This is a genomic window from Pseudomonas japonica (assembly GCF_900188455.1).
GTDB classification, from domain to species: Bacteria; Pseudomonadota; Gammaproteobacteria; order Pseudomonadales; family Pseudomonadaceae; genus Aquipseudomonas; species Aquipseudomonas japonica.
Genome location: NZ_FZOL01000004.1, coordinates 16,347 through 42,356 on the forward strand (window position 1 = coordinate 16,347; position 26,010 = coordinate 42,356).

Annotated in this window: 24 protein-coding genes and 1 pseudogene; 13 read left to right on the forward strand and 12 right to left on the reverse strand. The window is 59.8% G+C overall.

Annotation, left to right across the window (positions count from 1 at the left end; translation table 11 throughout):
- The first annotated feature begins 77 nt into the window (after window positions 1–77).
- Complete coding sequence (locus tag CHB99_RS06400) at window positions 78–1,742, forward strand: putative bifunctional diguanylate cyclase/phosphodiesterase (RefSeq protein WP_042121000.1); 1,665 nt, start codon at window positions 78–80, stop codon at window positions 1,740–1,742.
- A 129-nt stretch (window positions 1,743–1,871) separates the two neighbouring features.
- On the opposite strand, the gene CHB99_RS06405 is transcribed toward CHB99_RS06400, so the two are convergent.
- Window positions 1,872–3,260: a NorM family multidrug efflux MATE transporter gene (locus tag CHB99_RS06405; RefSeq protein WP_042121002.1), complete on the reverse strand. Its 1,389-nt coding sequence runs from the start codon at window positions 3,258–3,260 to the stop codon at window positions 1,872–1,874.
- 130 nt (window positions 3,261–3,390) lie between these two features.
- Between CHB99_RS06405 and CHB99_RS06410 the strand changes: the two genes are divergently transcribed.
- Window positions 3,391–4,335 (forward strand): LysR substrate-binding domain-containing protein, encoded by a 945-nt coding sequence (locus CHB99_RS06410; protein ID WP_042121003.1) that lies wholly within the window; start codon window positions 3,391–3,393, stop codon window positions 4,333–4,335.
- 10 nt (window positions 4,336–4,345) lie between these two features.
- Here CHB99_RS06410 and hglS read toward each other — a convergent pair whose 3' ends face one another.
- Window positions 4,346–5,734, reverse strand: coding sequence for a 2-oxoadipate dioxygenase/decarboxylase HglS (hglS, locus tag CHB99_RS06415; RefSeq protein WP_042121004.1), 1,389 nt, complete (start codon window positions 5,732–5,734; stop codon window positions 4,346–4,348).
- Between the two features lie 97 nt (window positions 5,735–5,831).
- Window positions 5,832–6,731, reverse strand: a complete 900-nt coding sequence (locus tag CHB99_RS06420) for a LysR family transcriptional regulator (protein WP_042121005.1) — start codon at window positions 6,729–6,731, stop codon at window positions 5,832–5,834.
- Window positions 6,732–6,870: 139 nt separating this feature from the next.
- On the opposite strand from CHB99_RS06420, the gene amaB reads away from it, so the two are divergent.
- Window positions 6,871–8,361, forward strand: a complete 1,491-nt coding sequence (gene amaB / locus CHB99_RS06425) for an L-piperidine-6-carboxylate dehydrogenase (RefSeq protein WP_042121006.1) — start codon at window positions 6,871–6,873, stop codon at window positions 8,359–8,361.
- 146 nt (window positions 8,362–8,507) lie between these two features.
- Entirely contained in the window at window positions 8,508–9,797 is a 1,290-nt protein-coding gene (gene amaA, locus CHB99_RS06430) for an L-pipecolate oxidase (RefSeq protein ID WP_042121007.1), read from the forward strand.
- Here the strand turns inward: amaA and CHB99_RS06435 are convergent.
- Entirely contained in the window at window positions 9,794–11,227 is a 1,434-nt protein-coding gene (locus CHB99_RS06435; RefSeq protein WP_042121008.1) for a mechanosensitive ion channel family protein, read from the reverse strand. The genes amaA and CHB99_RS06435 overlap by 4 nt on opposite strands.
- A gap of 506 nt (window positions 11,228–11,733) precedes the next feature.
- On the opposite strand from CHB99_RS06435, the gene CHB99_RS06440 reads away from it, so the two are divergent.
- A complete protein-coding gene (locus CHB99_RS06440) occupies window positions 11,734–12,051 on the forward strand; it encodes a DUF6124 family protein (protein ID WP_042121009.1) in 318 nt (105 codons plus the stop codon).
- Between the two features lie 49 nt (window positions 12,052–12,100).
- On the opposite strand, the gene CHB99_RS06445 is transcribed toward CHB99_RS06440, so the two are convergent.
- Window positions 12,101–12,337, reverse strand: coding sequence for a type II toxin-antitoxin system Phd/YefM family antitoxin (locus CHB99_RS06445; protein ID WP_042121010.1), 237 nt, complete (start codon window positions 12,335–12,337; stop codon window positions 12,101–12,103).
- 35 nt (window positions 12,338–12,372) lie between these two features.
- Window positions 12,373–13,047, reverse strand: a pseudogene (locus CHB99_RS06450) (ATP-binding protein); the annotation flags it as partial.
- Window positions 13,048–13,242: 195 nt separating this feature from the next.
- On the opposite strand from CHB99_RS06450, the gene CHB99_RS06455 reads away from it, so the two are divergent.
- The 5 genes from CHB99_RS06455 to CHB99_RS06475 all read left to right on the forward strand — a co-directional run bounded on the left by CHB99_RS06455 (window position 13,243) and on the right by CHB99_RS06475 (window position 19,112).
- Entirely contained in the window at window positions 13,243–13,809 is a 567-nt protein-coding gene (locus CHB99_RS06455; protein ID WP_346426406.1) for a TnsA endonuclease N-terminal domain-containing protein, read from the forward strand.
- Window positions 13,806–15,716, forward strand: coding sequence for a helix-turn-helix domain-containing protein (locus CHB99_RS06460; RefSeq protein ID WP_042121012.1), 1,911 nt, complete (start codon window positions 13,806–13,808; stop codon window positions 15,714–15,716). Before CHB99_RS06455 ends, CHB99_RS06460 begins: the two co-directional genes overlap by 4 nt.
- On the forward strand, window positions 15,713–16,606 hold the full coding sequence (locus CHB99_RS06465; RefSeq protein ID WP_042121013.1) for a TniB family NTP-binding protein: 894 nt from the start codon (window positions 15,713–15,715) through the stop codon (window positions 16,604–16,606). The genes CHB99_RS06460 and CHB99_RS06465 overlap by 4 nt, the downstream gene beginning before the upstream one ends.
- Window positions 16,558–17,676 carry a TniQ family protein gene (locus CHB99_RS30515; RefSeq protein ID WP_084702477.1) on the forward strand — a complete coding sequence of 373 codons (1,119 nt, stop codon included), beginning with the start codon at window positions 16,558–16,560 and terminating at the stop codon, window positions 17,674–17,676. The genes CHB99_RS06465 and CHB99_RS30515 overlap by 49 nt, the downstream gene beginning before the upstream one ends.
- 518 nt (window positions 17,677–18,194) lie before the next feature.
- On the forward strand, window positions 18,195–19,112 hold the full coding sequence (locus CHB99_RS06475; protein WP_052419354.1) for a hypothetical protein: 918 nt from the start codon (window positions 18,195–18,197) through the stop codon (window positions 19,110–19,112).
- 48 nt (window positions 19,113–19,160) lie between these two features.
- Here CHB99_RS06475 and CHB99_RS06480 read toward each other — a convergent pair whose 3' ends face one another.
- Entirely contained in the window at window positions 19,161–20,903 is a 1,743-nt protein-coding gene (locus CHB99_RS06480; RefSeq protein WP_141137259.1) for a DUF3365 domain-containing protein, read from the reverse strand.
- 271 nt (window positions 20,904–21,174) lie between these two features.
- On the opposite strand from CHB99_RS06480, the gene CHB99_RS06485 reads away from it, so the two are divergent.
- A complete protein-coding gene (locus tag CHB99_RS06485) occupies window positions 21,175–21,453 on the forward strand; it encodes a hypothetical protein (protein ID WP_042121014.1) in 279 nt (92 codons plus the stop codon).
- A gap of 85 nt (window positions 21,454–21,538) precedes the next feature.
- Window positions 21,539–21,868 (forward strand): DUF6388 family protein, encoded by a 330-nt coding sequence (locus CHB99_RS06490; protein WP_042121015.1) that lies wholly within the window; start codon window positions 21,539–21,541, stop codon window positions 21,866–21,868.
- 183 nt (window positions 21,869–22,051) lie between these two features.
- On the opposite strand, the gene CHB99_RS29450 is transcribed toward CHB99_RS06490, so the two are convergent.
- From CHB99_RS29450 to CHB99_RS30520, 4 genes are all read right to left on the reverse strand, one after another.
- On the reverse strand, window positions 22,052–22,663 hold the full coding sequence (locus tag CHB99_RS29450; protein WP_141137260.1) for a hypothetical protein: 612 nt from the start codon (window positions 22,661–22,663) through the stop codon (window positions 22,052–22,054).
- A gap of 26 nt (window positions 22,664–22,689) precedes the next feature.
- Window positions 22,690–22,935, reverse strand: a complete 246-nt coding sequence (locus CHB99_RS29455) for a hypothetical protein (protein ID WP_141137261.1) — start codon at window positions 22,933–22,935, stop codon at window positions 22,690–22,692.
- Between the two features lie 603 nt (window positions 22,936–23,538).
- Window positions 23,539–24,378 carry a hypothetical protein gene (locus tag CHB99_RS06500; RefSeq protein WP_141137262.1) on the reverse strand — a complete coding sequence of 280 codons (840 nt, stop codon included), beginning with the start codon at window positions 24,376–24,378 and terminating at the stop codon, window positions 23,539–23,541.
- Between the two features lie 25 nt (window positions 24,379–24,403).
- Complete coding sequence (locus tag CHB99_RS30520; RefSeq protein WP_084702479.1) at window positions 24,404–24,685, reverse strand: transposase; 282 nt, start codon at window positions 24,683–24,685, stop codon at window positions 24,404–24,406.
- A gap of 74 nt (window positions 24,686–24,759) precedes the next feature.
- On the opposite strand from CHB99_RS30520, the gene CHB99_RS30525 reads away from it, so the two are divergent.
- On the forward strand, window positions 24,760–25,206 hold the full coding sequence (locus CHB99_RS30525) for a DUF4238 domain-containing protein (RefSeq protein ID WP_369403345.1): 447 nt from the start codon (window positions 24,760–24,762) through the stop codon (window positions 25,204–25,206).
- 308 nt (window positions 25,207–25,514) lie between these two features.
- Here CHB99_RS30525 and CHB99_RS29460 read toward each other — a convergent pair whose 3' ends face one another.
- Window positions 25,515–26,006: a hypothetical protein gene (locus CHB99_RS29460; RefSeq protein ID WP_141137263.1), complete on the reverse strand. Its 492-nt coding sequence runs from the start codon at window positions 26,004–26,006 to the stop codon at window positions 25,515–25,517.
- Window positions 26,007–26,010 lie beyond the last annotated feature (4 nt).

Sequence of the window (26,010 nt, forward strand, 5' to 3'; positions counted from 1 at the left end):
TTACATTAGTGCGGTTGTAACAAATGATTCGTCCCGCGCCCCGTCTGCGTTCGCGTGTTGCCAACTAAGGAGAGAGCTTGTCTACGCCTGCCGAACCGTTGCGTTTGCTTCTGCTGGCTGAGGAACCCGAGTGGGCGACTGCTCTCGGCGAGTCGCTGCTGCCGCTGGCGGGCGCCGCGGTATTGCTGACGGCGCCGAGCTGGGAGTCGGTGGACAGCCTGTTCGCTCGCGACCGCAACGCCGTGGTACTGACCACCCCCGCACGCCAGCCGGCGCCAGGGCGCTGCGACCTGCCCATGGTGCTGCTGCTCGATGCCGAGCCGGCCAAGGCGCCGCCAGGTGTGAGCGACTGGCTGGTGCGCGGTCAGCTGGGCAGCGACATCGTGCGCCGCTGCCTGCGCCATGTGCGCGAGCGCGGGGTGCTGGAGTCGACCCTGCAGCGTCTGGCCGAGGAAGACCCGCTCACCGGCATCGCCAACCGCCAGGGCTTCCAGACCCTGCTGGCGGCGCGCCTGGCCGAGAACGAAGGGCGCGGCGTGGCCCTCGGGCACCTCGACCTCGACAACTTCCGGCATGCCAACGACGCCCTCGGTCATCAGGGCGGCGACCGCCTGATCCTGCAGGTGGTGGGCCGCCTGAAGAGCCAACTGGAGGCCGGCGACCGCGTGGCGCGCCTGGGCAGCGACGAATTCGCCCTGCTCATCGACACCCGCCGCGAGCCGCAACGGGCCGAGCGCATGGCCGAACGGATCGTCGAAGCCCTGGCCGAGCCCTACTGGATCGATGGCGAGAGCCTGCTGATCGGCTGCAGCCTTGGCGTTGCCCATGCCCGCGCCCAGGCCGGCGCCGACCCGCTGATGTGGCACGCGCACATCGCCATGCAGCAGGCCAAAGGCGTTCAAGGCTGCACCTATCACGTCTTCGACGAACGCATAAACCGCAACGCGCGCAGCCTCGCCGATCTGGAGAGCGAGCTGCGCCGCGCCTTGCGCCGCGACGAACTGGAACTGCACTACCAGCCGCGCCTCGACCTGGCCGAAGGCCGCATCGTCGGCCTCGAAGCCCTGGTGCGCTGGCGCCATGGCGAACGCGGCCTGCTGCCGCCCAGCGAATTCGTGCCGCTGGCCGAGCAGAGCGGGCTGATCGTGCCACTGGGCTACTGGGTGATTTCCCGGGCCCTGCGTGACATGCAGATTCTGCGCGAGCGCGGCCTGATGCCGTTGCACATGGCGGTGAACCTGTCGTTCCGCCAGTTCCAGGACAGTCAGTTGCTGGCGACCCTGAGCCGGCTGATCGTGCAGCATGGCGTCGATGCGCGCTGGCTGGAGTTCGAACTGACCGAAACCGCGGTGATGCGCCGCAATGACCTGGTCAAGCAGACCATGGACGCCCTCGGGCGGCTGGGTGTGCGCTTCTCGCTGGATGACTTCGGTACCGGGTTCTCGTCGTTCGTCCACCTCAACAGCCTGCCGATTGCCTTGCTCAAGGTGGACCGCAGCTTCGTCGGCGGGATGGAGCTGCGCGAGGAGAACCGCAAGCTGGTCCACGCCATGATCAACCTGGCGCACAACCTCCATCTGGAGGTGGTCGCCGAGGGTGTGGAAACCGAGGAGCAACTGGACCTGCTGCGCAGTTTCGGCTGTGACCAGGTGCAGGGTTACCTGATCAGCAAGCCGCTGGCGATCGAACCGCTGGTGGAGTATCTGCTGCTCAATGCGGCGCAGAAGCCGGTGGCCTTGTAACAACCAGATCGCGCTGGTCCTCGTAGGAGCGTGGCTTGCCCGCGAAAGGACCGCGTAGCGGTCCCAGACTCGCTCTGGCGACACCATTTTTGGACCGCTACGCGGTCCTTTCGCGGGCAAGCCGCGCTCCTACGGGGTTGGCCGCAATTCCAGCGAACGGCCCACCCCACCGATCATCCGCTTCATCCGCCACTCGAACGCCAGGGTCAGACTGATCGCCGCGAACGCCAGCCCCAGCGCCAGCCCCCACCAGACCCCGACCGCGCCCATCCCCAGCGGGAATGCCATGATCCACGCCGCCGGCGCGCCGATCACCCAGTAGCAGAACAGGCCCACCAGGAACGTCGTCTTGGCATCCTTGAGGCCGCGAATCGAACCCATGGCGACGGTCTGGATCCCGTCGAACAGTTCGAACCACGCCGCGACCATCAACAGGCTCACCGCCAAATGGACCACCCCGGCGAACGCCGGATCCTCCAGGTCGAGGAACAGGCCCACCAGCGCCTCCGGCATGACCCAGAACAGCACCGAGAAGCCGAGCATCACCGCCGCACCGAAGCCGATCCCGACCCGTCCGGCCTGCCGTGCCGCCAGCAGGCGATCCGCGCCATAGTGCAGGCCGACGCGCATGGTCACGGCATAGGACAACCCCGCCGGAATCATGAACGCCGTCGAGACGATCTGCAGGGCGATCTGGTGCGCGCCCAGCTCGGTGCTGCCCATGGTGCCCATGCACAGCGCGGCGAAGGCGAACAGGCCGACCTCCACGGTGTAGGTGCCGCCAATCGGCAGGCCCAGGCGCCACAGCTCGCGCAGCGCCGGCAGTGACGGGCGGCTGAGGTTGCGGCGGATCGGATAGGACGCATAGGCCGGGTGCCGGCGGACATGCAGGGCCAGGGCGATGGCCATGGCGTTGGCGACCAGCGCCGTGACCAGGCCGATCCCCACCAGCCCCAGTTTAGGCAGACCGAACATGCCCTCGATCAGCGCATAGTTGAGCAGGAAGTTGACCACGGTCCCGACCAGGCTGATGACCATCACCGGCGACGAGCGCCCCAGTGCGCTGGTAAAGCCGCGCAGGGCCATGAAGGTCAGGTAGCCGGGCAGGGCGAAGGGCAGCAGGAGCAGGAAGTGGCTGGCGTGCTCGACGTTGCCCGGGGTCTGGCCGAGCAGCAACAGCACCGGTCCCAGGTTCCACAACACCAGCGCCGCCACCACCGCCATCACCCAGGCCAGCCACAGCCCGGCCTGGGTCAGGCGGGTGGCACCCGCGGCGTCGCCGGCACCGTGGCGGATGGCGACCAGCGTGCCCACCGCGGCGATCACACCGAGGCAGAAGATCGACACGAACGAATAGCTCGCCGCACCCAGGCCACCACCGGCCAGGGCCTCGGGGCTGATCCTGGCCATCATCAGGGTGTCGGTGAGCAGCATCAGCATGTGCGCCAACTGCGAGGCAATCAGCGGCCCCGCCAGCCGCAGCAGTGCCTTGAGTTCATGGGTGGGCGCCGCCTGCATGATCGCTGTCCTTGTGAAAGTGACTGACAAGCCGCCAATTCTCGACCTTTGCGTCAAGATCCACAAAAGGATAAAAACGATCATTGGCATGAGTAAAACTCATGCGAAGATGCTACCAAGGAGGTCCGCCATGTCCAATCGTCTTCCCCCGCTGTACGCCCTGCGCGCGTTCGAGGCCGCCGCGCGGCACAGCTCGTTCACCCGTGCGGCGGATGAGTTGAACATCACCCAGAGCGCGGTGAGCCGGCACATTCGCACCCTTGAAGAGCATTTCGCCTGTCGCCTGTTCGTGCGCAACGGCCGTAGCCTGCAGCTCAGCGAGGCGGCGCGGCTGCTGCTGCCTGGCGTGCGCGAAGGTTTCGCCGCGCTGGAGCGGGCCTGCGGCACCTTGCGCAGCGAGGAGGGCGTGCTGCGCATGAAGGCACCGTCGACCCTGACCATGCGCTGGCTGCTGGCGCGGCTCAGCCGCTTCCGCCATCTGCAGCCGGGCAACGAGGTGCAACTGACCAGCGCCTGGATGGATGTCGATCATGTCGACTTCAACCAGGAGCCCTTCGACTGCGCGGTGCTGCTGGGCGACGGGCATTTTCCGCCGGACTGGGCGGTGAGTCGGCTGTTCCCGGAGCTGCTGGTGCCGGTGGGGGCCCCGGAACTGCTTGAGGAAGGTCCATGGACCGTCGAGCGTCTGGTCGCCTGCGAACTGCTGCACCCGACCCCGGACAAGCGCGACTGGCGCACCTGGCTGGCGCGCATGGGCTTGAGCGAGCAGGTCTCGCTCAAGGGCGGTCAGGTGTTCGACACCCTGGAACTGGGCATGATCGCCGCGGCACGGGGTTATGGCGTGTCCATGGGCGATCTGCTGATGGTCGCCGAGGACGTGGCCCAGGGGCGTCTCAGCCTGCCGTGGCCAGCAGCGGTGGCCAGCGGGCTGGATTATTACCTGGTCTGGCCGCGCACCCGCCCCGGCGGCGAGCGCCTGCGTCGGCTCAGCGATTTCCTGCAGGGCGAGGCGCGTGCGATGCGCCTGCCGGAGGTGGAGATGCTGCAGGCAAATGACGTCAGCAGCGGCGAGTGATCGGGTCAGGTCAGGCCAGCGCCGACAACCCCAGGGCTGCGGCGCACGCGCTGAGTGAGCGCCGCTCAGTCTCGGCATACAGCGCCAGTTCATCCTGTACCCGCTGCCCCAGCGCTTCCTCGAATGCCTCGCGGTTGGCGTTGCTGCCATATTCCGCCTGGCCGTCATCGCCAAGATTGGACTGGAAGATCCCGGCGGCACTGACTGGCAGGAAATCCTCGTAGACCAGCGCTTCGTAATGCACATGCCCAGCGTCGATCAACCCTTGCAGCGTGGTCGGTCGTTGCGCCGTGTCACGGGCGGCCAGGCCCTTGTCGGTGACGAAGTAGCGGAAGTACGCCAGCCCTTGCTCGCGCATCTGCCGCAGATCATCGGGGAAGGCGCTGAACTGTTCGGCCAGCAGGCTCATGTAGCGCTGCGCATTGTGCTCCACCGGCGCGCCACCGAGCGCCTCGCGGGTGGCATCGAGCAACTGGTCATAGAGCTGCCGACCCTTTGGCGTCAGCGCCGCGCCACGTTGCTCGATCTCGCCGAAACGCGCGGTGTGGCTGCCGTCGGCATCACGGAACGCGATGGATTCCTGCAGTGCCTTGAAGCTGGTCTGGCGCAGCAGGATCGGGTGACGGCGGGTTGGTGGACCTTCGATCACGGCCTTCGGCGCAATGCCCTTGGTCGGCATGCCCAGCTGGATCAGGTCGATATCCAGGGTACGCGGGGTCAGGTGGTTGATATGCGGGCCCTTGAAGGCCACCACGTCGGCGATCAGGCGGTGTTGGTCGTGCAACTGCTGGTACTGCCCCGCGGTCACCGTGGCTTCAGGGTGCCAGCGGAAGGTGTGCAGGGCTTCGCTGACGAAGGCCTCGGCATCCGCGTCGCTCAGGCCGCCATCGCGCTCGCTCTGCGCAATCAGCTCCAGCAGGCGGGGTGTGAAGATCTGGCGCTCTTGCAGAATCGAAGCGGCCAGTTCGCGCAGGGCCGGGTCGTCGATCAGTTCCAGGCGCAGCAGCGAGGTGAAGACCCGGAACGGACTGACATGCAGGGACTGCTCGTGCACCGGGCGGAACGCCGTGGAATGCACCGGCACCCCGGCGGAGCTGAGGTCGTAGTAACCCACCGGGTGCATGCCCATCACCGCGAACAGCCGGCCGATGGTCGCCAGTTCGGTCGCCGTGCCGACGCGGATGGCGCCGTGGCGTTCCTGGTCGAGGCGCTCGATCTCCCCAGTCCAGCGCAGCGCCTCGGCGACCTCGGGACGCGCCGCCATCACCTGGCGATTGACCTCGCTCACCAGCGCCAGCAGCGTGCCGTAGAGCGGAACCTCCTGCTTGTACATGAGCGACATGGCGGCGGAGAACCGCGCGCGGATGTTGTCCGGGCTGACGAAATCTTGAGCGGGCATCGCTGGCTTCCTGGTGAGTGGTCGGGCACTCATACATGAAAGCGAGGAATGCTGATCGACTTCAAGCGAAAAAAAGTCGAGCAGTCATTCCAAAAATTCAGGTTTTCTCGGCCGCTACCTGTTCCGCGATCCAGTCCACCAGGCTACGCACCTTGGGCACCTCGGCGGCGTGCTCGGAGAAGGCGAGGAAGTGCGCGCCATTGCTGCGCATGCGATGCGGCCAGGGCACCACCAGCTTGCCTTCGGCCAGGTCGGCAGTGGCCAGGTAGCTCGGCACCAGGGCCACGCCGCAACCCGCCTGGGCCGCGCTCAAGCACATATGGAAAGTGTCGAAGCGCGGGCCGTGGTAGCTGTTGGGCGAATGCAGGCCCTGTTCGAGAAACCACTCGTGCCAGGCTTCAGGGCGTGTGGTGCTCTGCAGCAGGACCTGGTCGGAGAGTTCGCTGGCGTCGGTCAGTGTGCGCCCCTGCAGCAGCTCAGGCGCGCACACCGGCAGTACCTCTTCGCCGAACAGCTCGATGCAGGTCGCCCCCGGCCAGGTGCCCTGGCCGTAGAAGAACACCACGTCGGCCTTGGCCTGGAGCAGGGAGAACGGCTCCATCTCGTTGCGGATATCCAGGTGGATGTTCGGGTGACGCTTGCCGAAGCCTTTCAGGTGCGGGATCAGCCAGCGCACGCCGAAGCTCGGCTGGGTGGCGACCTTGAGCACTTCGGTCTGTTCGCCGTAGGACATGATGTAGCGGCTGGACATGTCGACCTGGGTCAGGATCTTGTTCACCTCGGCCAGGTACAGGGCGCCGGCCGGGGTCAGCTGCAGGCGGCGGCGGATGCGCAGGAACAGGTGATGGCGCAGCATCTCCTCCAGCTGCGCCACCTGTTTGCTCACCGCGCTCTGGGTCAGGTGCAGTTCCTCGGCGGCACGGGTGAAGCTCAGGTGCCGGGCGGCGGCTTCGAAGCACTGCAGGGCGGCCATCGAGGGCACCAGGCGTTTGGACATAGCGGCATCTCCAGGCCGAAGGATCATTACCTGACGGAATGATGTGCGGAATAAACGTCGTTTGTTGCCGTGTAGTGATCGGATTAATACTGATCCACGACAATGATTACAACCTCTCACCGCCTTGCAGGAGAACAAAATGGTTGATGGACTGCTTGACCGCCTGGGTGTTCCGGCCAGCGCCTACACCACGGGCAACCATCCCGTTCATACCCCGATCGATGGCAGCGTGATCGCTTCGGTGCAACTGGAGCCGGCGGCTTCGGTCGGGGCCAGGATCGCGCACGCCCAACAGGCGTTCGAAGCCTGGCGCAACGTGCCGGCGCCGCGTCGCGGTGAGTTGATCCGCCTGTTCGGCGAGGTGCTGCGCGAGCACAAGGCCGACCTTGGTGAACTGGTCTCGGTGGAAGCCGGCAAGATCACCCAGGAAGGCCTGGGCGAAGTGCAGGAAATGATCGATATCTGCGACTTCGCCGTTGGCCTGTCGCGCCAGCTCTACGGCCTGACCATCGCCTCCGAGCGTCCTGGCCACCACATGCGCGAAAGCTGGCATCCGCTGGGCGTGGTCGGGGTGATCAGCGCGTTCAACTTCCCGGTCGCGGTGTGGGCGTGGAACACCACCCTGGCGCTGGTCTGCGGCAACGCCGTGGTGTGGAAACCGTCGGAGAAGACGCCGCTCACCGCGCTGGCCTGCCAGGCCCTGTTCGAGAAGGCCCTGGCCAGGTTCGGCGATGCGCCGCAGAACCTGAGCCAGGTCATCATCGGTGATCGCGACGCGGGCCAGGCGCTGGTGGACGATCCGCGCGTGCCGCTGGTCAGCGCCACCGGCAGCACCCGCATGGGGCGTGAAGTCGGTCCGCGGGTCGCCGCGCGCTTCGGGCGCAGCATCCTCGAACTGGGCGGCAACAACGCCATGATCCTCGCCCCCAGCGCCGACCTCGACCTGGCCGTGCGCGCCGTGCTGTTCAGCGCCGTCGGTACCGCCGGGCAGCGTTGCACCACCCTGCGCCGGGTGATCGTGCACCGTTCGGTCAAGGACGAAGTGCTGGCCCGGGTTCAATCCGCCTACGGCAAGGTGCGTATCGGTGATCCCCGCGACGGCAACCTGGTCGGGCCGCTGATCGACAAGGCCTCGTTCCAGGCCATGCAGGACGCCCTGGCGCGTGCGCGCGACGAGGGTGGCCAGGTGTTCGGTGGCGAGCGTCAGCTGGCGCAGCAGTACCCGAATGCCTACTACGTCGCGCCAGCCCTCGTCGACATGCCGGGGCAGACCGAGGTGGTCCGTCACGAGACCTTCGCACCAATTCTCTATGTGCTGACCTACGATGATTTCGAGGAGGCGCTGCGCCTGAACAACGAGGTGCCGCAGGGCCTGTCCTCGTGCATCTTCACCACCGACCTGCGCGAGGCCGAGCGTTTCCAGAGCGCGGCAGGCAGCGACTGCGGCATCGCCAACGTCAATATCGGCACCAGCGGCGCGGAGATCGGTGGCGCCTTCGGTGGCGAGAAGGAAACCGGCGGCGGGCGTGAGTCGGGGTCGGACAGCTGGAAGGCCTACATGCGCCGGCAGACCAACACGGTGAACTACTCCCGTGAGTTGCCGTTGGCCCAGGGCATTGTGTTCGACTGATCGGACTGGGACCGCCTCGCGGTCCTTCGCGAGCGAGCTCGCTCCTACAGGAATGGGTGAGGTTGACTGTAGGAGCGAGCGTGCTCGCGAAGGGCCGCACAGCGGCCCCAGATAACAAAACCAATATCTGCTCCGGGGACCCACCCATGCCCGACCTGCGTCAACAATGCCTGTGGGAATACATCACCCCACCCGAGGCTTCCGCTTCGCCATTGGCCTCCGCGGCCGTGGCCGACGTCTGTGTCATCGGCGGCGGCATCACCGGGCTCAGCGCCGCGCTGCACCTGCTCGAACAGGGCAAGTCCGTGGTCCTGCTGGAAGCCCGTGACATCGGCAACGGCGGTTCCGGGCGCAACGTCGGCCTGGTCAACGCCGGCACCTGGATCCGCCCCGACGACGTCGAAGCCACCCTCGGCCAGCAACAGGGCAGCCGCCTGAACAAGGTCCTGGGCGAGGCGCCCGCGGAAGTCTTCGCCCTGATCAAGCGCCTCGGCATCGACTGCCAGGCGCGCAACGAAGGCACCCTGCACATGGCGCACAACGCCACCGGTGTCGCCGACCTGCAGGCCCGCCACGAACAATGGACCCGCCGCGGCGCCGATGTCGAACTGCTCAGCGGCGCCCGCTGCGAGGAATACTGCGGCACCACGCAGATCTCCGCCGCGCTGCTCGACCGCCGCGCCGGCACCATCAACCCCATGGCCTACACCCGTGGCCTGGCCGCGGCCGTCGAGCGCCTGGGCGGGCGGATACATGCGCAGTCCCCGGTGCAGGGCCTGGAGCGCGCCGGCAACCAGGGCTGGCGGGTGAACACCGCGAAAGGCTCGGTGCAGGCGGAGAAAGTGGTGATCTCCACCGGCGCCTACACCGAAGGCGACTGGACCGACCTGCAACGCCATTTCTTCCGCGGCTACTACTACCAGGTCGCCTCGGTGCCGCTGCACGGTGCCGCCGCCGACAACGTGCTCAAGCACGGCCAGGGCTCCTGGGACACCCGCACCGTGCTCAGCAGTATTCGCCGCGACGAGCAGGGCCGCCTGCTGCTGGGCAGCCTCGGTCGGGTCGACAACAAGCCCGCCTGGTTCATCCGCAGTTGGGCCGACCGCATCCAGAGCCACTACTTCCCGCAACTGGGCAAGGTCGAGTGGGAAATGCACTGGACCGGCTGCATCGATTTCACGCCGGATCACCTGATGCGCCTGTTCGAACCGGCGCCAGGGATCGTCGCGGTCACCGGCTACAACGGCCGTGGCAACACCACCGGCACGGTGATCGGCAAGGCCTTCGCCCAGTTCCTGCTGGAGGATGATCCTGCCGCATTGCCGATCCCGTTCTCGCCGATGAAACCGGTGGCGGTGCCGGCGCTGCGCACCGGCTTCTACGAGACCGGGTTCTCGCTGTATCACGCCGGGCAGTGTCTGCGCGTGGTGCTCTAGGCCTTGCGCTGCAGCCAGTTGAGGAACCCGCCTTTCTTGATCGTGGCGGGCTTCTGCAACAGCAACGACTGGCTGTTTTCCTGGCGAAAGCGCTGCAGCTTGCTCAGCGCCGCCTTCACCTCGTCGCGCTGCTCCAGGCAACTGCGGACCTCGGCCTTGTCGATGCGATAGAGCAGGCAACTGGTCAGGCTGCGGAATTCGGCGCTGGACGCGTCACCGTCGAGCAGGCCCTCGACCCCCAGCACCTCGCCCGGCCCCATGCGTCCGGCTTCCAGCAGGCGCTCGCCGTCGCGGACCGAGGCCGAGATCACGCCGGTACCGATCACCAGGACGTGCGCGGACGCCTCGTCGACGCCGAGGATCACCTGGTCCGCCGGGTACTCCACGGCGATCATGCGCTGGCTGAGGCTGTCCTTTTCCTCGCTGCTCAGGGCGCGGAAGATGCGCACGTCCTCCAGCAGACTGCGCTGGCGACTCCAGGGGCGCAGATCGCTGTCCGGGTTCCAGATCACGCCGGCGGCGACCAGGTGGCGGTGGGCCAGGTCGAACATCTGGTTGCGCACACTGGTTTTCTGGCCCATCGAGGCGACGAAGCCGCTGGCTTCGTATTCCACCGACTCCAGGCTGGCGGTCTTGATCGTCGCCTTCGGCGCGGGGTTGGTCAGCAGCGCGCTGCTGCCTTGCAGGGTTTTCTCCAGGGCATCCAGCACCTTGCGCGGGCGCACGCTGGCCGGTACCACCACGCTGATCGACACCCCGTGAACATCGTCGGGCCGGCTGAAATTGAGCAGCTTCGCCTTGGCCGCCACCGAGTTGGGGATCACCGCCATGCTGCCGTTGCCGGTCAGCAGGCGGGTGGCGCGCCAGTCGATATCGATCACCTTGCCCTCGGTGCCGTCGATGCTGATCCAGTCATCGAGCTGATAGGGGCGGGTGGTGTTGAGGACGATGCCGGAGAACACATCGCTGAGGGTGCTCTGCAAGGCCAGGCCGATGACGATCGCCATCACCCCGGAGGTCGCCAGCAGGCCCTTGACCGGCAGCTGCATGACATAGGCCGCGGCGGCGACGATCGCCACCAGGAAGATCACCGCGCCGAGCACGTCCTGGAGCAGGCGGCCGGTGTGGCCGCTGCGGGAAATCAGGACCAGGCCGAGGACCACGGTGAGCGTGCGCGCGGCGAACAGCCACCAGACGATCTCCAGCACCGTCGCCACCAGGTTGCGCGCCACGTCGTCGGGCCAGGGCGGGGGTTGCAGGGGGCTGATGCCGGCGCTGATCAGCACCGCCGAAAACAGCAGGAACGCCAGCACTCGGGACGCCGTGCGCCAGTTGCGCTGTTCCAGGGGAATGGCGCGCCAGAGCAGCAGGTCGAGCAGGAGCAGGGTGATGCTGATCAGCAGGGCGTGGTCCTGGATGAAGGCGGGCATGGGGATCTCACAGTGCGGGGTGCTTTTTGGGACCGCTGTGCGGTCCTTCGCGGGCAAGCCACGCTCCTACGGGGGGGGCGGCAAGACCCCGTTTTACGCGATGACCCCGTAGGAGCGTGGCTTGCCCGCGAAGGACTGCGAAGCAGTCCCCGACTGCCTCAACTGTCATTCGAAACAACAGATTTCACAATGCCCTGTAGCCGTTTTCTGTCAGTCGTTTCTGAATCATACTTCGCGGCCTGTTGCTCTGTTGCGCCGGCCTGGCCGGCTGCCTAGGCTCCGACCCTCATTGGTTTCAATGACCGGGTGTCGCAGCCTGGAGCAATAGTCACGGTTTGCCTTGCAGTTTCGTTCTCTCTGAAGGGCGAGATCTGTCCATGGCGGCTGTGCGTGGGGCACCTTCGGGTGCGCCGGTTCCTATTGCCCGGTCTGCGAACCCACGTACAGCTGCCACCTTTCGTTTCGCAGCGCTTCGGTGGCAGCTCAACCGCAATAGGAGTTGCGCAATGAAAAAGCCCGTCCCCGATCCGCCGCCCTTCGATTTCTCCCGGTTCAGCACCTCTGGTACGTCATTCGGTCCGCATGATTTCCATGGCAACTGCATGTTCATGGTGCGTGAGGGCATTTGCACTGAAGACGCGCTGGTCCATGCCTGCCTGCTGCTCAGCTGCCTGCGGGCCTCCGCCTGCGATGCCGCGCAACACCTGACCGCCAACGATCACGCCCTGGTGATAGGCCTCGCCCAGCAGGCCGAGATGGCCAAGGCGCTGGTGGACTCGGTGCTGGCGGGGTTCATTCGGAACGGCAGCAGCAGGCAAGAGTAATCAGTGCCCTGATTCGAATGTGCCAAAAGTGATGAACGTCGAAACGAAACTAAGGTTTCTCTTTCCGGTTTCGATGTTGCGCCACGGACTCTCTCAGCCACGCGGCATTCTTTTCGTTGCCGAGCAAATAAAGCGTTTCGACCAGTGAGTTGTGCTCTCTCAGCGAGAGCATGACCACGGGTTCTCCATCTTCGCGAGTAATCATTATGGGTTTCTGCTCCCGACAGACGTCGCTCAAGGTCTGACCGAATCGGTTTAGTGCTTCATCAATAGTCAGTGATTTCATCACATTGCTCCTTTTCCATTATCAAACCCAAAGTGTCACTCCTGCCCCGCCGGCCGATACTGCAATGCCTCGGCCAGATGCTCTCGCCGAATGTTCTCCACCTCCTCCAGATCCGCCAGCGTCCGCGCCACCTTGAGCAGCCGGTGTGCTGCCCGCAGCGACAGGGTCAATCGTTCGCAGGCCGTTTCCAGCCACTGCTCATCGGCTGTGGATAACCCGCAATGCCGGCGCAGGCCGGGCAGGTCGAGAAAGGCATTGGCGCAGCCCTGGCGCTGTTGTTGCCGCTCGCGGGTCAGCGCGACCTGCCGGGCCAGGGTGGCGCTGTCGGGGCCGTCGTTGTGGGTGGGCGAGAGCGCGGTGGCTTCGCGGGCAACGGTGAGGTGCAGGTCGATGCGATCCAGCAGCGGGCCGGACAGCTTGTTGCGGTAACGCTGGACCATTTCGCTGCTGCACCGGCAGCGCCCGGTGGGATCGCCGAGATATCCACAGGGGCAGGGATTCATCGCCGCCACCAACTGAAAGCGCGCCGGAAAACGCACCCGGTCCCGTGCCCGCGCCACCACGATCTCGCCGGATTCCAGCGGTTCGCGCAGCACTTCCAGGACCCGGCGCTCGAACTCGGGAAGCTCGTCGAGAAAAAGCACCCCGTGATGAGCCAGGGTAATTTCGCCTGGTGTCGGACGAGAACCAGTGTGACATTGCGAATTTGGTGCAACGCGTTTTGCCGGAGAGGGCCATTTTTTGCCCTATCCTTCCATTATTAGCTGCAACCAAAAACTCAAAATAGGTGCAACTGGCCTACTATGGATAGAAATAGCTGCAACCAGCCTCCGTTCTCCCAGGCGAGGGCTATAAAATCTACGACGAAAAGCTTGTCTGGAGTCTTCGCTTTTCGCGGAGTAAGCGTGGCTTTCGAATCAGCCCTAGAGCGCGACTTCTTGCGCAGGATGGACTTCCGCCTGGACGTTCTTCACGCCATATCTCAGCCGGTGACACTGGACTTCGTTGCCCGCAATGGCAAGGCCTACACCTATACCCCCGACTACCTAGTGCGCTTCCACTCCCACACCGGGCGGCGACCCATGCTGGTCGAGGTGAAACCCGAGGAAAAGTGGCGCAAATATTGGCGGGAGTGGTTGCCGAAGTGGAAGGCGGCGTGGCGCTACGCCAGGCAGCAGGGGTGGGATTTCCACATTTACGATGAGTCTCGTATCCGCGGCCAGTCCTTGAAAAACATCCAGACCCTCGAGCGATACAGATACGCGGATTACGCCCAGGTGGATCTGGACGCCATCGTGAGGACTGTGGCCTTGAAAGGATTCGCTTCGGTTGATTATCTGACCGCGCTCCACTTCCAAGGTGATGAGGCATTGGGCCAATCTCATGTGCTCCATTTGATAGCGACTCGTCAGCTTGACTGCGACATATCGGGGACCTTGAGTGGCTCCCTTCAAGTGGAGCTGGCCCAATGAGCGATTCTAAAAGTCCGGAACCTCAAGGCCTCAAAATCGACCGCTCATTCGTCAAAATCGAGCTGGGCGAGTTGGTCTGCCACCGGAAGTCGACATATCGCATTACTCAAGTGCTCGACTTCAATTCCGTTCTGGGCCTGGATATCGAAATGGGGCGCCCGAAGGTGCTTCGGATACAAGAGCTCAAGCCGTTTATCGGGAGCAAAATCGTTGGACCTTATGCCGACTACGACTTGGAGGATATCGGTACTGAAGAGTGGGCTATTGCGCAGAAGCGATACACGGTTATCCAACCTCTTCTCCGTTATGAAGGTCAGCCCAAAAAGATCGTAGAAGAGAGGGCTAAGGAATCTGGCGTTGATCCTGTCACCATCTACCGATGGCTGCGTCGTTACAAGGAACGGGGAGAATTGACGGGACTCATTCCTTCCAAACGTGGGTGGAGCCCAGGTCGTTCAAGAATTTCTCCAGAAGTGGAGGAGGTCATCAAAACTGTCTTGGACGAGTACTACCTGACTCCTCAGCGGCCAGACGTTGCCTCTACCGTTTACCAAGCCCGGAAAGCCTGTCGGGCTCTCAAGCTTCCTCAACCCGCGGTCAGAACCGTTCAAGCCCGTATCAATAACATTCCCGAGCGGGTACGGCTTCTAAGGCGTGGAGACATCGAGCTTGCCAACAACAAGCATGCCGCGAGGGTAGGCAGTCTTGAAACTGAATACCCTCTCCAGATCGTGCAGATAGATCACAGCCCGATCGATCTGATTATCGTTGATGATGTTCACCGCAAGCCCATTGGACGTCCATGGCTGACCATAGCGATCTGTGTCCATACGCGAATGGTCACCGGCTACTACCTATCGATGCAGGCACCATCAGCGCTCTCGGTGGCGATGTGCGTGGTCCATTCCATTCTTCCAAAAGAACAGTGGCTGGCGCAGCACGGGATTAGTGGCGAGTGGCCTGTCTGGGGGAAAATGACCACCTTGCATAGTGACAATGGTCGCGATTTCAAAACCGAGAACCTCATTCGGTCGCTTAACAACCATGCGATTCATAAAGAATTTCGGCCCAAAGGCGAGAAGCATTGGGGCGGCCACATCGAGCGATACATCAATAGCAATTCGAGACACAGCAAGAGAGACAAAGGCGCGACATTCAGCAACCCGCTTGAGCGGCGTGAATACGACTCTGATGGAGAAGCGATTTACACGTTTGCTGAATTTGAAGCCCGGCTGATTCGAAACATCCTCAAATACCATGAGCAGTTTCATAACGGATTGGGGATGGCGCCGATTCGCAAATGGAATCTGGCCTTCTTTGGGGATAAGGAACATACCCCGATTTCACCGCTACCTCCGCGGGTCGCAGACCCTTGGTCATTTCAGCTCGACTTCCTCCCATCCGCAGAGCGAGTGATCCATCCTTATGGGGTGGAAATGGACGCGATGTACTTCGCTGAAGCTCTACGTCCTTGGGTCGGAGCCACAGATCCCGCAACAGGCAAGCAGCGAAAGTTTCTCTTCCGGAGGGACCCGCGGGATATCAACAGGATTTGGTTCAAGGATCCTGCGTTGAACGAGTATTTCGAGGTACCCATCCTTCGGGCTCGATATCAAGGGGGCACCGTGGCGGAGTATGTGAACGCGAAAAAGAAATCTAGGGCTGCGGGCTTGGGGGCGGTTAACGAGGAGCTTGTGGATAGGTTTTCCGACGAGAACAAACGGCAGGAAATCGAAGCTGCGGAGAAGACCAAACAAGCTCGGAAAAGTGCTCAGAGCCGAGCGAACAATATGAAACAGTCGACCCCGGCAAGGCCTAGTCCGATTCCTGAGCCTACGGTCGAACTGCCGGCGTCCTCCGAAATGCTCTCGATCGACGAGGTAGACACCTTTGGAGACGTGTGGTGACTGACTATCTGCACATCGCCCCGAAGTTCAGAGACGTAATGTTCAAGAGTGACGATGAGCGCATCCTATTCCTGGACTCACCGCGTTGGATTCACTATCGCGCAGGTGCAGCACTCTTGGACATTCTGGACGGGCTCTTACGCAAGCCTACACGGCCACGAATGCCCAACCTCTTCGCAGTCGGAGCGTCCAACTCAGGGAAGACCACCATCCTCCACCGATTCATGGACTCATCTGGACAGAGCTACATCAGCGATGACGCAACGAGCGTACGCCCAGTGATCTGCGTTGAGATCCACAAGCCAGATGAGAGAGAGCTTTATAACGCGATTCTCAGCGAGTTCTGGGCTCCACACAACCCGACTGCTCCCCTGTCCAAGCTGCGCCATCAGGCAATGCACATGATGCGCGAGGCGCGGGTTCGTATGTTGATTGTTGACGAGGCTCATACGATAAACAATGGATCGCCTGCCAAGCGTATGGACACGATGAACGAGCTGAAAATGCTGGGAAACGTGATGAGTATTTCTCTCGTGCTGGTGGGAACGCGTACGGCTTTGCAGCTTCTGGTGCTTGATGCTCAGTATGCTAGCCGCTTCAAGGTGGTGTCGCTCCCGGCCTGGTCTGCGAACGCTGAGTTTCAAGGGTTTCTGAAGAGCTTCGAATCGGTATTACCTCTGAAGAATCCTTCTAAAATCTATTCACCGGAGCTGGCAACTCTCATCCATGCGATATCCGATGGGAACACTGGCAACGTCGAATACCTTCTTCGCGAGTGCGCGAAGGAGGCGATACGTAACGGCAGTGAAGTGATTGATAGAAAGCTGCTTGAGAAGAACCGATGCATGCGCCCTACGAGTACCAATGGACTGCAGGAGCAGGTCCTGTAAACGCCCTCTGGCCGCTGGCACCCGCACTCCTTGAAGACGAAGTAATCTCTTCATGGCTGGTGCGGTGTGCGTTAGCTCATGATTGCGAGCCAACCACGCTCACCGGCGATGTTTGGCTTGGTGTCAGGGCATGGTGCGTAGACATTGATCGAGAGTTGAGCCGCGGTCAGCTTGCAGCTTTACACGCTCGATCAGGGCTGACTGTAGGGGCCCTGGAGGCTTCAACGCTTGTGCGCTTTTGGGCGCAAATGACCGGGGCTGAGCATTTCCCCCACGGTATCGCTCCATGGATACTCTGCCTTGGTGTTCGTAATCGGCGTAGGTGCGGGGGGCTACAGTATTGTCCTCTGTGTTTTGACACTCATCAGCCGCACTATCTGCTCCAGGGGCGGTTGGCTTGGCATACCGTGTGCCCCATTCATCACGCGGGCCTGTTGGATCACTGCGAACATTGCAACGCTCCGCTTTGTCCTCATCTCCTTCTGCCGCCCGAACTAGACCTCGGCCACTGTCACAGGTGCGGTTTTGAGCTGAAATGTGCGAGACCAGGGCCTGTCTTGGAAAATGCTTTGCGATTCCAAAATGCAACAGACAGTTTGTTTTCAGGGCCACCGTTGTTCTATGGCCAGGCTCACCTACCACTCGTTGAATGGCTTTCGTTGGCGAAGTGGATGCTTGGGCTTCTACGCAACGGTGCCAGAGGGCGAGGGTCCTGTACTGATTCCTTCTTCAAGAAGCTAGGCGTCAGTTTCGAGGATGCCCCTCCTCTAGGTACAGGGTTGCCTTTCGAGTACCTGGCGCCGGGTGAACGAGCGGATTTGTTGTCCAATGTGTGGATCATGATCCAGGCAGGCCCGGACCGATTGATACGCGCTGCCCGAGACGAAGGTGCGAGCCCCTCACTTCTTTTGTCCCGGGGAGGCAAATTACCCGAGACCCTCGCTGAGTTGACATCGGTGATGCACAGCCGCTGGCAGCGCCACGCTCCAGAAACACATTCTGATAAGCCTCGTTTGCCCAAGAGCGTGTTACTCCAGTGGCACAGATTGCTCAGGAAGTTTCAGCGATGACCTCCACCGGCTTGCCCGCGCCTTGCTGTGATAATTGCCATCGCGCCGGCAAAAAAATCCATCGCGTGCATCGGGGTCGTAGGTTCTGCAGCACCTGTTACTCACGGCTGTTCAAGCGCTCACTGTGTCGGGGGTGCGGAAACTTCGCGCGGATATACACCTTGGACACACATGGATTGTGCCTTTCTTGCGAGGCGAAGGCTCCTTGTGTGCGTTGTTCTGGTGTTGGTAAGCCAGTCGGGCTGATGACCGAATACGGCCCCGCCTGTAACAGCTGCGCGCATTACTTCAAAGCCCCTGAGCCCTGCGAGCGGTGTGGAACACTGTCCACCCGCCTCACCCGGGTGTCGAAAAAGAACGACAACGTTCGATACTGTCCGCGGTGCGCACGTGAAGACGCCGGCACCTGTCCAGATTGCAGGCGGCACCGTTTCCTTGTTCTTGGGGCTGATGGACGATTGCGATGCAAGCTGTGCACAGAAAACGGAGAAAGCCAGTGCTTAACCTGCAGCCGGCCGATGCCCGCCGGCAGGGGGAAGGAGTGCGACGACTGCACCTGGAAGAAAACATTCGAACGACGTGTTCGCATTCAAATCGAGGGCTACGACCGAGCCTCTGTTCGTAAGCATTTTGCCGAGTTCTGCGAATGGCTATGTACCCAGATGGGAGCGCGTAAGGCTGCGCTCAAGTTGAAACACTATTTGGTGTTCTTCAGCTTTCTGGACACGCATTCTGCTGAGTTGCCTTCGTACGTTTCGTTACTCAACCACTTCGAGGCTGACGGCCTGCGTAGGATGCGAACGCCGATGCTGTGGTTGAGCGAGCGGTACGGTATTCAGCCGGATGCGACAATGCGTGAAGAACATTCTGATAAGCGAAGAATTCAGGAGATGATCAACTCGATGCCTTCGGGAGCCGCCCAGACGGCGCTATCCGGGTATCGAGCCTACCTCATGTCACGGCAGGGCCAAGGAAAGACGACGATCCGCTCGGTCCGTCTCTCCATGAGGGCGGCAAGAGATTTACTCGCCGCAGGCTCTGAGTTACTGGAGGCACTGCCAGTACAACAAGCGGTGACGGATTATCTAATTCACAAGCCGGGGCAGCGAGCTTCAAGCCGAGGTTTCATCGCCTATTTGAATCGCACTTATGAGCTCGATTTGAACGCGGATGTCAGCAAGCGTGCTCAGTCGAGGGCGCGAAGCCAGCGGCTGGAGGCCGATATCCACGCGATGTATGACAGCCGAGAGCAGGGCGAAGCGTTCGAGCGGAACTGGATAAAAACGGCGCTGATGCTGTTTCATAAGCTGCCGCGGGTGAGTAAAAAAATGATCTCTTACACTCCGTTCACCGTGGAAGGGCAATGCGGCTACAGCGTTGCTCTCAACGGTAAAACCTATTGGGTGCCGGGGCCCTGGAAGCCCCTTGTCGAGTGATGACTTAGCTCCCAACTCCGAAGCATGCACGGCATGGCGCACAGCGGGTCATCGCACAAGCTCAACCCCTCTTTTCAAGAACGCGTTCCGAAGCGTCGAGTTAGCGTAGAACCGTGCCTGTCGGGTGATGTGCAGGACCAGGTTGTGATGGTCTTTAAGGCCCTCCAATGCTCCGAATTTCCCGCTATGGAATCTGATCTTGTCACAGATATGGGATATCTGTTCTTCCGCAGATCTCGGGTCCGGAATCTCCATCAACAGACCGAATGATGACTCCTCATAGTAGGTGTCTTTTCGGAGTTTTTGCTTTCGTTGAGGCTCGAATAGGTAGAAGCTGCGGCCACCAATAACCATACGAACAATCATGATGCCCCGGGTTCTTGAAGCGTTGCCGTTGTGCTTTAGCCATCTAACGGCTTCCGGTGTTGGCTCATCTAGGTCGTTGAACGGGCGGAGTGTTTGCAATTTGAAAACTGGCCCGGATTGGAAGCTGAAGTTTGAAAAGTACTCCAGGTGACTAAAGCCAGGCTGAAGTTTTTTTAGGCGAACCAGCTCATCCCATATTCCCTTCAGAACACCGCCGTCGCCTGCGACACGTTTTGCGTAATTCTTTCGTCTGCCCACATCGCTATTACCGACTCTGTCTCCGGTGGACAGATCGGTTGTCTTGGCAGGGGGGGTGTTGAGGATCTTTTTCTCTGAATACGGTCGCTGTTGAATGGAGCGGGTCACAGGGCATCTAGGGCCAAGCCGCGCGAAGCCAGGATCGGGTTTACGCCATTCTGCTGCGTCTTTATGAGGCTCATCTATGTCAGTGATTTCGAAGGGGTCGTCTGGCTTCGGTATTTCATCACGCTCCCTGTTGACGACCGTTACAACCTCCGCCAACGGATCCTCCTTCGTATAGCTCGGCCGCCTAATCTCGTAAGGGTGACTCTGCGGCTCACTCATGCCGGTGAGTTCGTAGCATAGGAACGTTGTTCCACCATTGACCCAGCGACCTCTGGCCCGGATCTCTGCCGAACCCTGAAACCATGGCCGAACCTCGAGGCTCACATGTTGATTCTTTCTGCCGCGAGCGACATCCAACTGTGCATAGATCTCTGATGCAGCATCTCGTGTGTACGGGTCGTACAGCATCGAGGCGAGGAGCAGGGCATCGTCGTCATGAACATGCCGTGCGGGGTGCACAAGCCAGGTCCGCCGATCCTGCTCAAGGCTTGCATACAGTCGCTGTTGAACGGTCGATAAAGGATAAGTAGCGAGTAGCCTGGCAATATCTGGAGTGCTGGCGTAGCCGCGAACTAGAAATTCGAGACAAGGTATGAGCAGATTCTCTTTAGACGACAACGGGAAGTTCAGGAAGTGAGTCAGCTCATCGCCCGTGATCAAGGGGCGCAGGGGGTAGTCCTGCTTGAAAAATGGATGCTGCTGATTTCCGGGTAGCCCGAGATGCGACCAGGAGCCCTCCGTGAAGTCTAAAGAAAACTCCTTGTCGTCTCCCAAGTCGGTCTCGGCAATACACTCACCGTTTTGCCAGATCGTGCCGATGCGAAAGCTTGCCAGGCGGCTTATTCCCATCCGCACAGGCTCGTATCTCCAAGGCTTGTCATTGCGATCCAAGTGTCTGCAAATGACATCAACGAGAGGGATGCTTGGGGCGTTCATGTTGGCCGTCACCCGCTCGTAGCTCCACACCACGAAGGTGCCGCGCATATGAGCAACAGCCCCTCTGTCACCGGCCTCAGTCAGGTTTTCGCGACGTTGAGTTCTTAGGATGCGTTGAGGCAATTCATGACTCCAATGTCAAGGATACCGATCCTGGGTAGGCGCTTATTGTGCTTTGAAGAACGGGCAGGATGCAGCCCCATACTGCACTTTCGTTTCTGATGCGATGCTTTATTCTTGAGGGCGTGCTTAGGGCACAGCAATTGCCCTTTCTCCACAGACCGTTGAGAATTCCCTGTGCCTATCCGAACGACCGAGTGCGCGGGATACTTGCATCTGCGGAGGCCTGAGCTGACGCTCAGCTGCCATCTTGCATCTCATTATGTAGAAGGCTATGACGACAGATTTAGAGGAAGAGATGCGCCAGGCGTTGTTTGGCGGATCAGGCGCGAGCACGTCGGTGAACCCTCCCCCTGAGATGAAGGCCAATCGTAGGGTGAGTCGGTCGCGACTGAGGGTAACCCTGCGCGTGGGCAATGAGTACGAAGGCAAGATGTTCGACTTTGTGCATGACGCCGATACGTTGAGCACGCTGCTGGCCGAACAGGAGGCTACGAAAGCTGCTCGGAAGAAGTATCGTTTTGTCGAGCTGGTCTCGGTTAGGCAGGTTTGAGTGGTTCGTGGTGTGATGTGAGCTTTCGTGCGAGATCCGAGCCGATTTTAAGGCACTACCATCAGTAACCAGGGAGAGAATTACTATGCCGAGCTACGAAGATCGGTACGCTGCCGCACACGAAAAGTTCTTCGCGGAACACCCCGAGGCTCAAGCTGAGGTTGAGTCAGCAGACGTCCGTGAAATTGAGGCGATCGGGTTATCAATTGAGGACTACCGCCAGCAGAAGCGGTATGAGGTCTTTTCCAAAGCGGCCAAGACGCGTGGCCTCGATCTGGATGAGTTTGTGATCAGGCTTGTTGCTGATTCTCCTCAGCAAGCTCAAGAGTGGCGCTTGAGGACCCATCGCAGGATGGCCGACGCACTTGGCATCGAGTGGGATGAGTACAAGGAGATGAACCGGATCTTTGAATGATGACGACTGGGCTCCGCGGCAGCTCCAATATTCGCCTTCAAAAGTAAAGCCCAAGTATCTCATCAGCCATACGGACCGCGCACTCAGTGCGACCCGATAGTGTTCACATATTCACTCGTTCGCATCTCTCTTCCACCTCCTAGTGATTCAGGACACGTTGCTGGGGCGGTGCCCGAATGTCCGTCAAGTACCGCTGTGATACTCACCGAAGAGCCCGGCCGCATCCTTCAACGGGTCGCTCACAGCCTCTGCTTCGTTAGTAGTCCCGCAGACAACGGAGAGCATGTCATCGTCAATGCCACCCTTGGTGATAGGAACCGTCCCAATCTCGGAGAATACGTACGTGTCAAGAACATGCCCATCATGGGCGAAGTTGACGTCGTATAGGGGGGCTATTGATTTGTTTTTGCACTTGGCCATAGACAAAGTAACGATGAACTTTCCCCCCGTTTCTCTTTCAACAAGCTTAGTAACAGACGTCTCCCAGTAAAGAACATTAAGCCCATTTTTTGATGCATAGGATTTAATGACTGAGACATAGGTCGCCCGTCCAGGTCTGTAAGCAACGCGATAAATCGGTGCTGATCGCGAGGGGGGCGAAGTGGATTTGCCGAACGCCATCAGCGCCAACACCTGAAAGTCTGATCGGATGGGTTCCGACAGACTTTCAGAAATTTCATTGATCACTGTCTGACTGATGCTTATCGGCTGCCTGGGGTACACAGAAGCGGAGACAGATTCGACTACGCCTAATCCGACTATCAAGAATGCAGACAGCAGTGTGAGGTTGCGCATTTTTTTCCTAAACCGAAAGGGCCAGCTCAAGGCAATGAGTTTTGTTTCTCCTGCTCCACGTATTCTGGCGTCTGAGCAATCCCATGCTCGTCGAACCCGTAGCGCTGAGCGTCGGAGAGAAAGTTAGATAACACAAAACGTAGAAAAGACTCAACTATTCCGAATTCGTACAGTCGCCTTACTGCTCTGGATGGGAAACTGCCCAGCACTTGACCAGTAACTTGCATCGATGCTGACCAATCTTTTGCATTCGACGTGACCAGTCTTTGCATGTGATAACTCCGAAAGCAGATCTGGCACACGGCGTTGAATCAATGCTAGCGTGCTCGCTATATTAGGGCCTAATTGATATTCCATGTTCAGTGAATACACCGGTGAGGCCATCCGCTGCTGTGTCTAACCAACTTTGGTGAGGTGTCGGTGCCGATTGAACTGGTAACAACTTCAATGCCGCGACTTTCGTACTAATAGTGCTGACGGATGCAGCCTGGAAACCCGCTTTTAGCCGGGCTGTATCCTCTGCGAAGGACAGCTTTGGGTCGTAGCTGCCGGTTGTGGATGGCTGCTTTCAAGCCAAAGCGGCCGTTCACAGTGAACACGGACAAATGGCAGGTAAGCGTCTGGCGAAGTAAACTGCTCGATCTCAGCTATAAGGGCGATGGTGCCTAGCTAAAAACTCTGCCACATTTTTCTGAGAAAACCGGAGCAAGTGAACGCTCGCTCTGGGCCGAGTTGCGACCATCGCTGTGGCGGGTCAATCTTACCTATGTAAGGTGGAGAACCAGGCACGGGCCAGGGGGCGGCGGGCCAACTGTAGCTCGCAGGGCGACGCCTTCACTAAGCAAGATCATATTCAGCCTGAAACACCGCCCGGCCTACTCTCGCTGACCATGCGACCTGTAGTGCAGGTGCGACTTTTCAAGCGTGTCCGGATCCATGATCCAATTGTCCAAGTAATTTAAATCCACCACGGGAGCGCCACCGAGGAAGATCTTCCCAGACTCTCTGCTTGGCCAATAGATAGCCGTTTGCCGCGAATTCATGTGTTGTGCCACCGTCACAACCTGAGGTGCGCCGCCAATACTCGCTGTATTCTCATTGGCCTCGCGCAGCATGTCCCGAATAACTTCGAAAGGCTCCATATTCAAATAGCCCATCACATCTCCGCTCTCATCTGCACGGGGAGAACCGTATTTCTCGAGTAAAGCCTGTCGAAGCCTCCTGAATCCTTCCTTCCCCATATCTCCAGTAAAACAAACCTTGCCCCGGCCAAAAAAATCCCCGACAGGCCGATGCTCAAACCGTTTTGATCCCTTCCTAAAGCTTATGACATCGATCATAAACTCCTTCTTGAACCAAGAATACCCTGCCAAGATGAAACCAGTATCTGGGTTTTTAAGCTCCTTCGGCGCCCCGTGAAAAAACGAGTACATTTCGTTCATAATCTTCAAAACGTAGTTTCTGAAAGCCCCATAATCTTTTATACGTTCATGAATCGAACGATTCCCCCTGATGGCCTCGGTAATCTGATGTATAACAGGGTAGGCAAAGAACGTATCACCCGAATAAGCAATCAGCGAATCAGACCGAGGCAATTGAATGATCTTTGGGCTACAGTCCAGTGAGCCATAGCCTGATAACCTACTGTCAGAGGCGATAACCAGCTCCTCAGCCCCTAGCTGAGTTCTTCGGACCCATGCACTTACTACAGTCACCGCAACCCCCAATCATCGGTTATTACTAAAAATCTGTATATTTTGATTTTATCTTACACTCGCTGCCAAGTGTCTGTATTTTCGACTCAAGCCAAGCCAGCAGCAAGCCGCTTGAGCGCGATTTGCAGCGGACGAACGCAGAAAATGGCGCTACCACCCTATTGCGGTAAGTTACTAGGTACTTGCTAATCACGTTGACATTGATGCCGTGGCTGATAGTGGCGCTGGAAACCGTGGCGCCAGGTTGCAGGCATTTCTGCACGACTTGGGCCTTGAAAGATTTGGGGTAAGAGCTTCGTTGGCGCATGAGAATCCTAACGAGAAAGAGGCGGCCTGGTGAGGGCTGAAACCATTGTGGGGCGACGGCTGTGGCTCTGGCAGATGAGGAGGCAGCTTACCGAAACGCTCGGTAAGCTGCCCCGCCACAAGTGGACCATCCTGCATGCCCCCAATGGCATGTCGTGGCCTACATCCGACAATCCCCTCATACGTCTCAATTTTCAAAGTGCTCAGAAGTATGACTTTGGCGGCGGGTGGGGTGTCAAAAATGGAGACATACTCATCCCACTAAGCCCTAAGCATCTGCTCTACACATGCATCGATACCAAGGTTAGGCCATGTGGTACCACCCTGGATATCAAGACGGCCTGCTTAATTCAGAAGATCATCATCGAGCACGCTGATCGCTACGTTCTCGCCCGCGTCCCGAGTGACGTGCATAAGGTACGACGAAGGTTTGTGTGCGCAGAAACGTTCAAGAATGAGCTATCTGCATGGCAAAACTGGCATGCAGATCAGTGCGAGGCTGAAAGAGAAATGCAGAGGTGAATGGGCCGGAATTGGGTAGTTCAAGTCTTTGCAGACCTAGCTTGGCCAAAGATTGATTCGTGTGTACGAGCCAGCGATGCAATTGTCGGAGAGGTGCTCCGTCATCTGCTCGGTTACCCCGGATCGAATAACCGCTTTGGGTCGACAGCGGCTAATCGCGCATGACCGCTTTCGGCCAAAAGCTGCCTGTCGTAGCAGGCTGGGACTGGCCAATAGCGGATTGTACCGCTCTGGTTTAGCAGGCTTCCTTTGAAGCTGCGTGTACCTACGAAACTAGGGGCGATTCAGAGTGGGCCAGGTGGAGTGATTCACTTGTGATCTGCAATTTTGAGTTCGGACATGAGCTCACGATGATGTGGGGCTAATTTGGCAATTTCATCTATTGCACTCTCGCGACTTATTGAACGTGCATGCTCCATTGTTACCTGTGATGCCCAGCTACTAAGACTCTCGGTGTTTAAGGTGTGTCTGCCATTTCCACTATGTACTTCCGTAATGCGAGCTAATGCATCAGCAGGAAGCTCTGCTGATAGGCAGATTAAATATGGCAGAATATCATGGCTCACATAGGTCACCTTCCCTCTAACCAATTTACAAACAAGTATTTGGGGCGAGTCGCGCAGCTTAGTTAGGGTGTTATAAATCGCGGATGAATTTGGCAGTGCCCACCAGCCACCTTTGAAATTTCCTCCTGTTATAAAATCGACCACGGAAGGCAGTTTGGTTCTTGCGGACTCCATCACCACCTTTTCGCGGAAGACAAATTGCCTGATTTTATTCTGGGAAGTTACATAGGTCATCGCT